Source organism: Nitrosopumilus oxyclinae (genome assembly GCF_013407165.1).
Taxonomy (GTDB): domain Archaea; phylum Thermoproteota; class Nitrososphaeria; order Nitrososphaerales; family Nitrosopumilaceae; genus Nitrosopumilus; species Nitrosopumilus oxyclinae.
The window spans coordinates 954,897-969,214 of record NZ_CP026994.1; the positions used below are offsets into that span (position 1 = coordinate 954,897).

The 14,318-nt window shown below is 33.0% G+C and carries 16 protein-coding genes; 9 read left to right on the forward strand and 7 right to left on the reverse strand.

Annotated features, from left to right (window positions below; genetic code table 11):
- Nucleotide 1: 1 nt before the first annotated feature.
- Nucleotides 2-1,123, forward strand: coding sequence for a tetratricopeptide repeat protein (locus tag C5F49_RS05780; RefSeq protein WP_179362064.1), 1,122 nt, complete (start codon nt 2-4; stop codon nt 1,121-1,123).
- Here the strand turns inward: C5F49_RS05780 and C5F49_RS05785 are convergent, their stop codons facing one another.
- On the reverse strand, nt 1,124-1,921 hold the full coding sequence (locus C5F49_RS05785; RefSeq protein ID WP_179362065.1) for a sulfurtransferase: 798 nt from the start codon (nt 1,919-1,921) through the stop codon (nt 1,124-1,126).
- Nucleotides 1,918-3,729, reverse strand: coding sequence for a nitrite/sulfite reductase (locus tag C5F49_RS05790; protein ID WP_179362066.1), 1,812 nt, complete (start codon nt 3,727-3,729; stop codon nt 1,918-1,920). The genes C5F49_RS05785 and C5F49_RS05790 overlap by 4 nt, the downstream gene beginning before the upstream one ends.
- A gap of 190 nt (nt 3,730-3,919) precedes the next feature.
- Between C5F49_RS05790 and C5F49_RS05795 the strand changes: the two genes are divergently transcribed.
- From C5F49_RS05795 to C5F49_RS05815, 5 genes are read left to right on the forward strand one after another with little or no spacing between them, the layout of a single operon-like run.
- Nucleotides 3,920-4,738, forward strand: coding sequence for a sulfide-dependent adenosine diphosphate thiazole synthase (locus tag C5F49_RS05795; protein ID WP_179362067.1), 819 nt, complete (start codon nt 3,920-3,922; stop codon nt 4,736-4,738).
- A gap of 23 nt (nt 4,739-4,761) precedes the next feature.
- On the forward strand, nt 4,762-5,520 hold the full coding sequence (locus C5F49_RS05800; protein WP_179362068.1) for a DUF6775 family putative metallopeptidase: 759 nt from the start codon (nt 4,762-4,764) through the stop codon (nt 5,518-5,520).
- A 30-nt stretch (nt 5,521-5,550) separates the two neighbouring features.
- A complete protein-coding gene (trxB, locus tag C5F49_RS05805) occupies nt 5,551-6,549 on the forward strand; it encodes a thioredoxin-disulfide reductase (protein WP_179362069.1) in 999 nt (332 codons plus the stop codon).
- Between the two features lie 2 nt (nt 6,550-6,551).
- Nucleotides 6,552-6,767, forward strand: a complete 216-nt coding sequence (locus tag C5F49_RS05810) for a hypothetical protein (protein WP_179362070.1) — start codon at nt 6,552-6,554, stop codon at nt 6,765-6,767.
- Nucleotides 6,768-6,800: 33 nt separating this feature from the next.
- Nucleotides 6,801-7,274: a hypothetical protein gene (locus tag C5F49_RS05815; RefSeq protein ID WP_179362071.1), complete on the forward strand. Its 474-nt coding sequence runs from the start codon at nt 6,801-6,803 to the stop codon at nt 7,272-7,274.
- Here C5F49_RS05815 and C5F49_RS05820 read toward each other — a convergent pair whose 3' ends face one another.
- The 4 genes from C5F49_RS05820 to serB form a co-directional block, all read right to left on the reverse strand.
- Complete coding sequence (locus C5F49_RS05820) at nt 7,275-8,267, reverse strand: cysteine synthase family protein (RefSeq protein ID WP_179362072.1); 993 nt, start codon at nt 8,265-8,267, stop codon at nt 7,275-7,277. It abuts the gene before it with no gap.
- Nucleotides 8,268-8,275: 8 nt separating this feature from the next.
- On the reverse strand, nt 8,276-8,512 hold the full coding sequence (locus C5F49_RS05825) for a sulfurtransferase TusA family protein (RefSeq protein ID WP_179362073.1): 237 nt from the start codon (nt 8,510-8,512) through the stop codon (nt 8,276-8,278).
- 86 nt (nt 8,513-8,598) lie between these two features.
- Nucleotides 8,599-9,324, reverse strand: coding sequence for a coenzyme F420-0:L-glutamate ligase (gene cofE, locus C5F49_RS05830; RefSeq protein WP_179362074.1), 726 nt, complete (start codon nt 9,322-9,324; stop codon nt 8,599-8,601).
- Nucleotides 9,325-9,358: 34 nt separating this feature from the next.
- Nucleotides 9,359-10,009, reverse strand: a complete 651-nt coding sequence (gene serB / locus C5F49_RS05835; RefSeq protein WP_179362075.1) for a phosphoserine phosphatase SerB — start codon at nt 10,007-10,009, stop codon at nt 9,359-9,361.
- A 103-nt stretch (nt 10,010-10,112) separates the two neighbouring features.
- Here serB and C5F49_RS05840 point away from each other — a divergent pair, with 103 nt between their 5' ends.
- From C5F49_RS05840 to egtB, 3 genes are all read left to right on the forward strand, one after another.
- Nucleotides 10,113-10,403 (forward strand): hypothetical protein, encoded by a 291-nt coding sequence (locus tag C5F49_RS05840; RefSeq protein ID WP_179362076.1) that lies wholly within the window; start codon nt 10,113-10,115, stop codon nt 10,401-10,403.
- Nucleotides 10,404-10,471: 68 nt separating this feature from the next.
- The gene (gene proS, locus C5F49_RS05845; RefSeq protein ID WP_179362077.1) at nt 10,472-11,914 is read left to right on the forward strand and encodes a proline--tRNA ligase; all 1,443 of its coding nucleotides are present in this window, start codon (nt 10,472-10,474) and stop codon (nt 11,912-11,914) included.
- Between the two features lie 44 nt (nt 11,915-11,958).
- The gene (gene egtB, locus C5F49_RS05850; RefSeq protein WP_179362078.1) at nt 11,959-13,269 is read left to right on the forward strand and encodes an ergothioneine biosynthesis protein EgtB; all 1,311 of its coding nucleotides are present in this window, start codon (nt 11,959-11,961) and stop codon (nt 13,267-13,269) included.
- On the opposite strand, the gene egtD is transcribed toward egtB, so the two are convergent.
- Entirely contained in the window at nt 13,266-14,288 is a 1,023-nt protein-coding gene (gene egtD, locus C5F49_RS05855) for an L-histidine N(alpha)-methyltransferase (protein WP_179362079.1), read from the reverse strand. The genes egtB and egtD overlap by 4 nt on opposite strands.
- Nucleotides 14,289-14,318: the final 30 nt, after the last annotated feature.

Sequence of the window (14,318 nt, forward strand, 5' to 3'; positions counted from 1 at the left end):
TGTGAAGAAACCTTTTGGAAGAAAATCAAAGGACAAAGAGGAAATAAAAGTCGAGAAGACAATCCCACAAGAAAGAAGTTTAGTAGATATCGATTACAATTTAAAAAGATTATACAAAAAAGGCATCAATTTGATGGCTGATGAAAAACTAGAAGATGCCATTGAAATGTTTGAGCAAGCATTACGAATTGACCCAAAAAATGTTGAAGTATTGATGAAACTAGGATACGCCAGATTCCATCTAGAGGAATTCTCAGATGCTTTGAAAGTATATGACAAAGTTTTAGAAATTGATGTTACAAATCCAGAAGCTTGGAATCTCAAAGGGCTAGTACACTATGAACAGAAAAAATATGCTCAAGCTCTAGATGCAGCACAGAAAGCAATAGAGTCAGATGCAACATATGGAATGGCATGGTACAACAAAGCATGTTTCTTATCACTACTAAATCAAGTTCCAGAATCACTTGAAGCTTTGAAACGCTCCATAGAAATTGATGTTAAAAATGCAAGAAGGTCTATCAGAGATAGAGATTTCACAAATGTCAAAATTGAAGAAGGATTTAAAAGAATTGAAGAAGTCGTTGTTTTAGAATCAATCAGACAAGGATACCATACAATAGGGGCAATTGTATGGACAACATTCCTAGACAAAGTAGATGCAGAAACTGCTTTGAGAAAATTATTAGAGAAAGGACTAATAGTTCAAAATGAAAAACGTGACGGTCTAAGTAAAATTCCAATATATGATCTAGCAGATAACATTGCAGAGAAACTCGGCAAAGAAAAGAAAGGACTATTTGGAATTACAAAGAAAACATTACCACGACCAGTTAAAAATTTGAAAGAACTTAGTCAAGCTATTCAATCAGTAAGAGAAGCAATAGAAGAAGAAGATGTCGATAAAACAATTGAACTGTTTGATGAATTCATTGACCCAACAAAATCAGGTGAACAAATGATTGAAACTTTCTTTGATGAACATAGAGAAATAAGATTATGGAAAATCAGACTAAAAGATAGAGGGGTAGATTATCTAATTGATAACAAAGACAAAATGGTAGATCTCTTCGACAACATTGAAGGAACTGTAACGAAAAAACTTAGAGAACAGATTTCCTAATTATTCTGCTGATAAATCCCAGTAATTTGCATCTTCTTGTTTTTCAGTTGGTTTTTGAAGATTTTTCCATTCTTTGAAAGAACGAACGTATAGTTTTGTATTTGATAATCCAGTAGATTTTAGTGCATAGTATGCCAAACCTGAAAGTGTGCCAACACTACCACAATAAGTGATAATTTCAGAACCCCCTGTAATTCCACGATTATCCAATAATCGTTTCATATCATCTTTTGAGCGTAAAATTTTATCATTTGAGGCCAAAGTACGATAAGGTAAACTGATAGCACCTGGAATATGTTGTTCAAGAAAGTTCAGTCTTTCCCTATTATCAATTAAAATTACATCATCTCGAGTTTTTGCAGTTTCCAAATAATCCGAAGTTGCCAAAATATCAGGTTTTAATTTCATAGAGTGTTCCTTAGATTGAATTTCAGGAGTGGTAGAATCATTTTCCAATCCAAGGGATTTCCAATGACTATATGTGGATTCCAACAGAGTTACATCTGAATGCCCAAGATATTCCAAAGTCCATGCAACTCTTGATGCCAATGCACCAAAAGTATCATCATAAACTACAACAGGAGTTTCATCATCAACCCCCATAGAATTTACTAATTTTAAAACACGTTCAGGGCTATCATCAGATAATAAATTTGCAAGAGGTAAATTTACAGCAGTTGGAATATGATCTTGTTTGTAATCGGCTTCTCGTCTAACATCAATTACTCTAACACTTTTGTCACGAATCTCTGAACGTAAAGAGTCTACATCAGTTGTAATTTTAACAGTGTCTGTCAAGCAGCACATTCACCCTTGCCGGTTTTTGTGTGATAGCTAGAGTCACTTCCATAATCCAAGTAAAAGTCTGGATCCTCATCAATTGTTGGTGGAATAATCAGAGGTTCCAGAATTTTTTTAATATCAATAATTGATTTAATTTCAGAATCTTCATTTCCATTTACAACCCTATGAATCCAAGATTTTAAAGTATCATCAGACTTTTTATTTGCTTTAAAAATTTCAATTATCTTTAGAATTACAGGTATCACTCGTTTTGCAGGAACACGAAGTAATGTTTGTCCCAACATTGTATCTCCATCAGAACGACCACCAACAGACATTTGGTAATTTGCGTACATGTCTTTTCCAACACGTCCACCACCACCAAAGAATCCTAAAGTTGCAATTCCATGTTGTCCACATGAATTAGGACATCCACTAATCTTAATTGAAGAATCACTAAGGTCCTCATCTTCATCTAGTTTTAGTTCTAGGAATTTTCTTTGGATTTCTTTTGCCAATCTATGAGAATTAGTTAATGCAAGATTACATGAGGTAGTTCCAGAGCAACCAATAGGGGCAGTCATGGTTAAAGCACCTGATTTCGCCAATCCAGTCTCAAGTAATTTAGAATACAGGCGAGGCAAATCATCCTCATGCACGTATCGTAGAGCAATATTTTGTGTAAATCCACATCTTCCCTTTCCTTCAGATGAAAAGTTACGAATGATATCAGCCAATCCATATAGTTGACTTGCAGTAATGTCTCCTGCTTCAAGTGTAAGAAATACCGATACATATCCTTCTTGTGTTTGTTTCACAGTATTGGTTTTGATCCATCTTGCATATCCATCAGGAGTTGTTTCACCACCATTCTCATCAGATATTCGAATTGGTCTTTTGATAACATCTGGAGTATGATCAACTTCTAATTGAGTTACAACTGATTGTGTAGCTCTAACTACTGCTCTTTCTTTTAATACAAGATTTTGGAATTTATCCCAACCCATATCATTTACCAAGTACCTCATTCTGTTTCGAGCAAGATTTTTTCTATCACCCATTCTATCAAATATTCTCACAACAGCAATTGATGTGTAAAGTAAATCTTCTTCAGGAGTAAACTCTTCTAATTGATGTCCAACAAAAGATCTGTTTCCTAAACCACCACCAAGGAAAATTTTAAATCCTTTTTGAGTAGTTCCGTTAATTTCTCTAATCTGTGGAATTAATCCCACATCAACCATTCTTACCATTCCATGTTTCTCGCAACATGTAAAATTGAATTTGAATTTACGAGGAAGATTTTGAGCCATAGGGTTTCTCAAAAAGAATCGTGCAGTTGCAAGTGCATATGGAGTTGCATCAAATTCTTCATCAGGGCAAACACCAGATAAAGGACTACACATTACATTTCGTACAGAGTTTCCACATGCTTCTCTGGATGTCAAACCAACTTCTGCAAGACCCCTGAATATTTCAGAGACATCTTCAAGGATTACCCAGTGTAGTTGAATATTTTCTCTAGTGGAAAAATGTGCACTTCCTATAGAGTATTGTTCACTTAGTTGAGAGATTTTTTCAATTTGATCAGGATAAACTTCTCCAGCTGGGAGTTTAATTCGAACCATGGCATAGTCACTAGTCATTCTAGTTCCATATGCTCCATGTTGTAATCTATATCGTCTAAAACTAGCTTCGTCATATTTTCCTTGACGGAATAACTTTACAGTATTTGCAAAATCATCTGCCTCCTCAATTCTAGACCAATTTATTTTGGATTTTACAGAATCAGGCAGAGATTGTTTAAGATCTGATATAGTCAATACAAAGGAATTTCTTTTAGTTTGGATATAAATTTTTGAAATTTGGAGGTTTTAGGAGAGATACTTTCCTCAAAGTACAAAATTTTCCTATATCTATGAAGAGCATAATTTTAGAAATAATTAGTATTACCTAATTTTTTAGAAATCAGATGTGGGAAAGTATTAATTGTTCAGGAAATGATGTGTCTTCATGCAAGAAGCAACAGTTGCAGAGCAATCAGAGAAAATTTTTACCGACGTACGTGAAGTTGAAATTACACGTGCAATTGCAAATGAATTTCATGATGTATTAATTGACAGAGCAGAATCCGACGTCATCATTATTGGCGCAGGTCCTGCAGGATTAACAGCTAGTAGAGAATTATCTAACATGGGATACAAAGTTCTAGTTATCGAACAAAACAACTACCTAGGTGGCGGCTACTGGTTAGGAGGATATATGATGAACCCAGTTACTGTAAGAGAACCAGCACAGAAAATATGGGATGAACTTGGAGTACCATACAAAAAAGTTGCAGATGGATTATACATAACACCAGGACCACATGCAGTTTCAAAATTAATTGCAGCAGCATGTGATGCAGGAGTAAAATTCTTACAATTAACTAAATTCGATGATTTGGTTTTGAAAAATGGAAGAGTTGCAGGAATTGTTGTCAATTGGATGCCAGTTTCAGCACTACCACGTAACATTACTTGTGTCGATCCAATTGCACTTGAAGCAAAAATAATCATAGATGCATCAGGTCATGATTCAGTTGCAGTGAAAAGACTTGTAGATAGAGGATTAGCAAAATGGAAAGGAATGGAACCAATGCATGTCAACGACGGTGAAGAACACGTAGTTCACAAGACAGGTGAAGTATATCCAGGATTGATTGCCGCTGGAATGTCAGTAACTGAAACACATGGATTAGCAAGAATGGGACCAACTTTTGGCTCTATGTTATACTCTGGAAAGAGAGCAGCAGAGATTACAGCCCAGAAAATCAAAGAGTTAGAAAGATAAGCAATTAAAACAATCTTTCTCTAGTGAAGATTTCTAAGATTATTCTATACAATGAGCCTACAGTTCCAGAAATTCAAATTGAAAAAATTAAAGAATTCATCACAGATACATGTCAAATCAAAGTTGAGATAAACGATAATTTTTTTAAAAGTTTAGAAGATGAAATATTTGAAAAAATAGCATCAACACGAATTTTTGATTTAAAAAATCAATTCAAAAAGCATATTCCAACACAAGAAGAAATTCAAATTGAAAAAGAAAATCAAGATACAACTGAACAAGATACAATGACATTGTACGATGGATTTGAACTACGAAACATCATTGCAGAGAATATTTCAATCACAGATAACACATTACACATAGTTTTTACAAACAAACTTACTGCAACATTTGATAATGATGATTTCAGATATCATGCTAGAGCACTAATCAGTTCCAACCCTACAATAATTTCAACAACTGGAATGATAGAGGCACCTGCAAAACCCAAGCAATACTATTTAGATTTAATGCCAAATTTTTCAGAAGCAAAAATAGAAGAAATCAAAGAAAAATACAAAGGTGAATTTTTAGAATATCACGATCCAAGATTAAGCGATATTGTAGAAGGGTATGTACTACAAACCATCATGTATTATAGTACAGGGGATGCATTTTGTGAAAATAAGGAATGCAGGTTATTTAATTCGCATTGGCAAAAGGATCTGTTCTATTCACAATTAGAAAATAAAAAACTATGTGACAGACATCAAGAGAAACTCAAAGGGATATTCACTTAAATTATTGAAATTAAGACCATTAACATTATGATGGCAGGGGGAGACACAGGTTCAGCAGTTCTCGAAACAAGAGATGATGAAATCAAAATAACAGATAAAACTAAAACAAAATATGACGTAATCATTATTGGTGCAGGTCCATCTGGATACACTGCAGGAATTTATTGTTCTAGAGCAGGTTATGATACTTTGATTTTATCAGGATTACTTCCAGGAGGACAACTAGTCAACACAACAGAAGTTGAAAATTATCCTGGTTTTGAAAAAGGAATCATGGGACCTGACTTGATGATTGATATGAGAAAACAATCACAAAGAATGGGAACTACGATTATTGATGATGTCGTAGTTGATGTTGACTTTAGACGTAAACCATTCAAAGTTCTGACAGCATCAGAGGAATTCGAAGGCCGGGCAGTAATTATTGCGACAGGAGCTAATCCAAGAAAATTAGGTGTTGAAGGTGAAGAGACTTTCAGTGGAAAAGGAGTATCATATTGTGCAACATGTGATGGTCCTTTCTTTAGAAATCAAGAAATTCTTGTTGTAGGTGGTGGAGATTCTGCAATTGAAGAAGCAACATTCCTTACAAAATTTGCATCAAATGTTCATCTAATACATAGAAGAGGAGAATTACGTGCAAGTAAAATCATGCAAGAAAGAGCATTTAACAATGAAAAAATAAAATTCCATTTTGATTCAGCAGTGACTTCAATCAAAGGAGATCAAAAAATACAACATGCAGTTTTGAAAAATCTAAAAACAAATGAAGAAACTACACTTGATGTAGGAGGATTATTTGTTGCAATTGGTCATGTGCCAAATACACAACTATTCAAAGGTCAAATTGATTTAGATGATGAAGGATACATCATATTAAAAAATAAAACACACACCAATATGGAAGGAATTTTTGCTGCAGGGGATGTACATGATAGAAGTTATCGACAAGCAATTACTGCAGCAGGCTTTGGATGTATGGCAGCAATTGATGTTGACAAATATCTTACTGAAAGTGCAGACAAATAGTAATGAAAAATGCCCAATGTAAAAAATGCCTGAATAAATTTCATCAAAAAGACATCTACACAATTCAACAATTTCAATATAGAAAATCACCTTCATACAAATGGTCTGTAAAATATTTTGTTAAATTAGGAATTACCGAGCGGGATTCATTCTGTGAAGCATGCATGGTAGAATATTCAAAAGAATCTGAGAAAAAATGGAATGAATCAAAAATCTAAACTCTTTATTGTGAGTGAGGAAATTAAAAAGTAATGAGTCAAGATCCAGAAAATCTAAAAAAAATAGCTAAAGAACATAGCAATAAACTAGCTAAATTAGGAATGGATTTGGGGGAATTACAATTCAGTTACAGAATTGAAGAAAAAATAACCAAAGAATATTGGAACCAAAGAATGAAAGATTTTAAAAAATATAATGAAAAAGGTTTGGAATATTACAATCAAGTTCATGCAATGATGGACTTGGTAAACAAAGAGGAATCACAACTATTTCTTTTACGCATTAGTAAATTCAGACAATTAAGTACAAAACTATCTGAAACTATGGAGAAAATTAAAGAAAACCCAACAATAATAGATTCAAAAGATAAACAACAAAGCCCATGGAGTAAAGAAATTAAAAATCAAATAACAGAACAAAGTAACGAATGTTTACGACATGAAATGGACATGAATGGATCATTTAGAGAATTTTATGAAAAACATTTGAAAAGTATTCTCGAATAGTCAGTATGCCAATTCCGACATGTGTTTTGCATCTTCGAGGCAATTATCAAACTCTTCCTCAGTCATAACGTTTTGAGTTGCGTAAACACTTTTGAATTTCCTGCCATCATCAGCAAAAATCCCTACAACACATGCATCGCCATCAATAGGATATTTTTTCATACATGCATAAACTGCAGCAGAAGATGGACTAATCAAGAGTTTGTCTTTAGCAAATACATCTTTTACAACTGAAAATGCCTCATCATTATCAGCAGATACCCAATCATCAACAACATTTTCCCTTTTTAAGAATAAATCAGGTTTTGCAGATTCTTCAAAATTTCTCCATCCTTGGATTAAGTGGTTTTGTTGTGGTTGACATCCAATTATTTTAACATCAGGATTTTTTTCTTTCAAATATGCACCTATCCCGGTAATTGTACCTCCAGTACCAACACCGGTAAAGAAATGAGTCACCTTACCTTCAGTTTGTTTCCAAATTTCAGGTCCAGTTCCAACATAATGTCCCTTAAAATTTGCTTCATTAGCATATTGATTTGGGGAATAATACGTATCAGGTCTAGATGATGCAATCGATGTAGCAAGTGCAATGCTTTGATCAGTTCCAGCACCTACTTTAGGACATAAATCATCACTGGTTTCAAACACTTTGGCTCCTAATTTTCTAATGATATCTTTAGTTTCATTACTTGCTTTTTCAGGGATTACAATCTCAACTTTATAACCCAAGATATTTGCAATTCCGGTCAATGCAATTCCTGTGTTACCAGAGGTGGGTTCAATGATGATGCTTTTCCCTTTTGTTAAAATTCCTTTTTCTTCACCATCTTTAATCATATAATATGCTGCCCTGTCTTTAACAGACCCAAATGGATTATGACCCTCTAATTTTGCAAAATATTTAACGTTATCATGAGAAAGAGAATCCAAATGTACCAGCGGAGTGTTCCCTACACGATTCAAAACATCTGTATCAGTAACAGTAGTCATGATTTGGATTATTTCACCTTTTTAATTTTGAATGTAATAGTTTCACCGTCTTTGGACATGTCTAATAATTCATGACCATTTCGTGTAACCCATCTCGAAATATCATCTTCAGCTGCAGGATCATCAGCAGATACAATAATTATTTCACCGACCTGCATTCTTTCAATTTCAATTTTGGTTCTAAACACAGGTTCAGGACAAAATAATCCTGTTGCATCTAGTTTTTTTTCAGTAGATTCAGACATTACTGATCCCTAAAGACCAAATTGTCATATTAAAAGCTATACGAGTTTAGCTTGTCCTACTATGTAGAATTAAATTTTGAAAAAAATTATCTGAAAAGGTCTTCATGTTCAGGGCGAATTAATTCATTAATTGTATGGTCTTCAATCTCAAATGAATAGTCACGAATTATTGCAAAGGGGCATTTCAAAGACTTACCCATAACTAATTCGGATGCAGATGCAATCTCATCAGCAATAGCTATTGCAGTTACTCGTAAAATTTTATTAAAAGAATCCAAAGTTCCCTCATAATCTAAAATAGGATTTAATCCAGATACTCCAATTGCATGATTAGTTTGTCCCATTCTAAAAGGTCGACCAAATGTATCAGAAATTATTACTACTACTTGTTTGTTTGATTGTTCAAAAATTTTCTGTCTAATTTGTTGTGCAGATTTATCAGAGTTCACAGGTAACAAAGTTGCATATCCTTCTTGGATATTACTTTCATCAATTCCAGCATTTGCACAAATAAAACCATGATTAGTTTCAACTATCAATATACCATTTTTCATCCTTACAATTCGTTTAGATTCAGATAAAATTAGTTCAATAATTTTAGGATCTTTTTGGTATTGAGAGCCAATACCTTCAGCCAATAAAGAAGGAGTTACAGTTGACAAATCTATCAAACGTCCTTCTTGTTTAGAGATTATTTTTTGTGCAATTACCAGAATGTCGCCATCATTTAATTTTTCAGATTTCAGAATGATGTCAGATAGATCATCAGATGGGTCAATCTCTTTTTCAACATGAATAGGAATAATTTGCAAGTAATGTATCTCAAATAGAGGACTAAAAAATTGTTTACGCAGGGGTTGCAGCTTCTAATTCAAGTTTATAGTGTTTGTTGATAATATCAATAATTTTAGATAGATCTTTTTCTTCCAAAGTTGTAGTGGCCAAGTCTTTGACAATATCTTGGGCACGATATGCAATTCCCAATCCACAAACATCAAATAATTTTATGTCATTTGCACCATCTACGACACAAACTATATCTTCTTTTTTCTCACCCCATTCTTCAATTTTTATTTTTGCAGATTTTGATTTATCAGAATCAACATTAATTGTAACACCATCTAGTTTACCATCTTTGAAAATTAATTCATTTGAAAAAACATAATCAAGATCCAATTCTTTTTTCAATCTGTGCATCATCAGGGAAAAACCACCAGATACGGCCATTATTTTCCATCCTGCTGCTTTTAATGCCATACATGCCTCTTTTGCACCAGTCATGATAGGTAATGCATCAGATACTTCTTGACAAGTTTTTTCATCAAGGCCCTTCAAAGCTGCAACTCTAGTTCGTAATCCCTCTTCCCAGTTAATTTTTCCTTGAATTCCTTGTTTTGTGATTTCCCAAATTTCAGATTCTTTGTTAAGTTTTTCTGCAAGAATTGGGAGATATTCTTCATCATACAAAACGCCCTCAACATCAAAAATAGCTAACAATAGTAATCTGATTTTGAAAAAAATCGCTAATTATATTAAAGTTTAAACTTTTTTCAGATCTAAAAAACGCTAGTAATAAATCACCGAGTATATCACACTAAGTATGGCAGAAGAGCTAGAACGCAAATATGATGTAAAAATTGAAACGACAGAAGATAAAGTAAAATTCCCTGCCGAACTCAAAGAAAAATTAAAAGACTTAGGTTTGATGGATGATAAAGGAAAATTGAAACTCAAAGGTGTTAGTCCAAAAATGCTCAAAAGAATGAAACAGGAATTTGTAAAGTGTCCAGTTTTAAAAGAAGATATTCAATTTGTTCAATGTTTCATTTGTCCGAATTTCCAAAGTAGAGTCATGGGCGAAGTATTATGCAAAGGCGACCCACTAAAATAACAAATTAGTTTTAAAACAAAAATCATCACGAAAGGCTCATTAGTTAAATTAATTCAATAAATCTTAGTTTGGGTAAAGAAGACGTAGGAATCACAGTTTCAAAGAAGGATGATTTTAGTGAATGGTATACACAAGTAGTTCTAAAGGCCAAACTTGCAGATTATGCTCCCGTTAAAGGATTAATTGTACTCAGACCAGACGGTTATTCCATTTGGGAATCATTAAGAGGTACTTTTGACAAAAAATTTTCAAGAAATGGTATTAGGAATGGATTTTTACCAATCTTAATTCCAGAATCACTGTTAGGTAAAGAACAGAAACATTTTGCAGGATTCAATCCAGAAGTATTTTGGGTAACTCATTCAGGAACTAATGAAATTGGAGATAGATTGGCATTAAGACCAACATCGGAAACATTGGCATATACCATGTATGCAAAATGGATTCAAAGTTGGAGAGATTTACCATTAAAAATTAATTTTTGGAATACCGCATTAAGAGCCGAAATTAAAGCAACAAAACCATTCCTCAGAACTTCAGAATTTTTATGGCAAGAAGGACATACTGTACACAGTACTCAAGAAGAAGCAGAAAAAGAAGTAATGAAAATTTTAGATATTTACAAAAATACAGTTGAAGAAGAACTTGCAATTCCAGTAACAACAGGTAAAAAAAGTGAGAAAGAAAAATTTGTAGGAGCAGTGTACACCACTACAATGGAATCAATCATGCCAGATGGGAAAGCATTACAGATGGGTACGTCTCATTTCTTAGGTCAAAACTTTTCAAAACCATTTGAAGTTAAATTTGCAGATAAAGACAATGTAGAACATTTTGCATGGCAAACATCTTGGGGAGTGTCTTGGAGATTAATTGGAGCCATGATCATGGCGCACGGAGATGACAAAGGATTAGTTTTACCACCAAAGGTTGCTCCAATGCAAGTAGTTATTGTTCCAATTTACAGAAACGATGAAGGAAAAGAAACAGTTCTTCCAAAAGTAGAAGAAATCAAAAAGGAATTAGAATCAAAAGACATCAGAGTACACGTAGATGAAAGAGAAGGGTTATCCCCAGGTTACAAATTCAACGATTGGGAACTCAAAGGAGTTCCATTGAGAATAGAGATAGGGCCCAAAGATATTGAAAAAAATAGCATAGTAGTTGCAAAAAGATACAATCTTGAAAAAATTAGTTTGAGTTGTTCAGAAATTGAGAAAATTCCCACAATATTAGATGAAATTCAAGTAGAGATGTTAAAAAAAGCCAGAGAAGATGCTAAAAGCAATACCTTAGAGATTTCGGATTATTCTGATTTTAAATCAAAAATTGAGAAAGGAGGTTTCTTCAATTCACCCTGGTGTGGAAAATTAGAATGTGAAGAAAAAATTAAAGAAGAAACAGGGGCAGAAATTAGAGTCATTCCATTTGGAAGTGAAAATACAAATCAAAAATGCATCTACTGTCAAGAACAAAGCATAGCAGTTCCAATCTTTGCTAGAGGATATTAAAAAACCCACAAATATAATAATAGAAAAAATATTATTTCTTAATATTGACATCCAACCCAGAATTACAGTCAGAGATTTCATTACTATCACAGTTTAAAGAAACACGCAGTAGAACGCTAGAACTTGTAAAAACATTAGAAAAAGATGATTTTGTAGTTCAAACTGCATTTTTTATGAGTCCACCAAAATGGCACATTGGACATGTAAGTTGGATTTATGAAACAATAATGAATAAGATTGATAAAAATTACGAATTTTATTCTAAAGAATTTTCAGAATACCTAAATTCATACTATCAGCAATTTGGAGTACCTCATGACAAAGGTTTGAGAGGAGTTGTGTCAAGACCAACAACTGATCAAATTTTTCAATATTTTAATACAATAAATCAAAAAGTAGAGAAATTCATTCAAACCCAAACGCTTAGTGAAGATGATGTCAAACTTATCATGACAGGATTTCATCATGAATGTCAACATCAAGAACTCCTAGTGTATGATTTACAACATTTACTTGCAGAACAATACCGACCTGTAAAGAAAAATGAAATTGTAAAACAGCCAATCGTCGATAGAAAATCAATCCAAATTAAGGGAGGATTATACATCATGGGGAATACAGGAAAAGAGTTTTGCTACGATATTGAATTACCAGAACACAAAGTTTACCTTAATGATTATAAAATTGACGAATTTCCTGTAACAAACAAGCAATATCTAGAATTCATGGAAGCTGGAGGATATGAGACTTACAAATACTGGTTATCAGACGGATGGGAAAAAGTCAAAGAAAACAAATGGGAATCTCCAATGTATTGGGAAAAAGTTGATGGTAAATGGCATACAAGAGACTTTTTAGGAATTAGAGAAATCAATTCAAACGAGCCAGTATGCCATGTAAGTTTCTACGAAGCAGATGCATATTGTAAATGGGCAGGAAAAAGACTCCCAACAGAGGCTGAATGGGAAAAAGCTGCTTGTTGGAATGAATACAAGCAAGAGAAAACTACTTTCCCATGGGGAAATGAAAATCCAACAAATGAAAAATGTAATTTACTAGAATCATATCACTGGGGATGTTCTGAAATTGGAACATACCCAAATGGGACTAGTCATTCAGGATGTCAACAAATGATCGGAGATGTTTGGGAATGGACATCATCAGAGTATACAGGGTACCCAGGATTCAAATCAGGATTTGATGAATACAATGACAAATGGTTTACAAATCAAAAAGTTTTGAGAGGAGGTTCTTTTGGAACTCCAAAGATGTCAATTAGAGGAAGTTACAGAAATTTCTTCAGATTAGATGAAAGATGGTTATTTTCAGGTTTCAGATGTGCTGAAAATATTTAATTTTTTGATACTAAAGTTAATGAAAAATTAGTTTTCTCATCTAACCAAGTATGATTAATTTTGAATCCAGTACTTGTAAAAAGTGTTTTAATTTGGTCTAGAGTAAATTTATGAGAATGTTCAGTATGAATCAACTCATTTTTTTCCAAATTTAATAAAAGACCAGATTTTGAAATGACAACAGATTGATTCACTAAAGATTTCAAATACATTTCAATTCGCTGATCCTCTTTATTGTAAATAGAATAATGAGAAAAATTATCTAAATTAAAATCTGCATCAAGTTCATCATTTATTCTAGATAGAACATTGAGATTAAATTCAGCAGTAATACCTTGTTTATCATTATATGCAGATTCTAAAATTTGCGAATCCTTTACCAGATCCAAACCAATTAAAAATAAATCACCAGATTTCATGGTAGAATTTATTTTTTCTAAAAAGATTTTACCATCAGTAGGAGAAAAATTTCCAAAGCTAGAACCTAAAAATAGAATTAAATTATTTTTATCATCATAATTTTTTAAAAATTCTAACCCACCCTCATATGTGTCAATAATTCCAGTAATTCGAAGATTATCATAATCTTGTAAAAGTTGTTCTGAACTTTCAGCTAGTATTTCAGAGATATCAATAGGGAAATATTCTGTAGTTTGTTGCATTTGAGTGAAAATATCAAGTAATAATCGCGTTTTTACAGATGCCCCACTACCAAGTTCAACTAATCTAAAGGAATCATCAATAAATGAAGGCAATTCAGTCTTTAACTTTTTCAAAATAGCAATTTCAGTTCTTGTAGGATAGTATTCAGGAAGGGTACAAATTTTTTCAAACAAGTCAGACCCTTTTTTATCATAGAAAAATTTAGGCACGATAAATTTAGATTCCCTATTCAAGCTTGAAGAGATCTCTTCAGCAAATGTTTTCTCGATTTTACTAGCATGAGGTTTAAAATATTGAAGTTTAGAATCTATTACATATTTTTTATAATCAGGATGTTTTTGGATTGCTTTATTCAAGTATTAAACCGGTCTTTGTTTAACATAAAT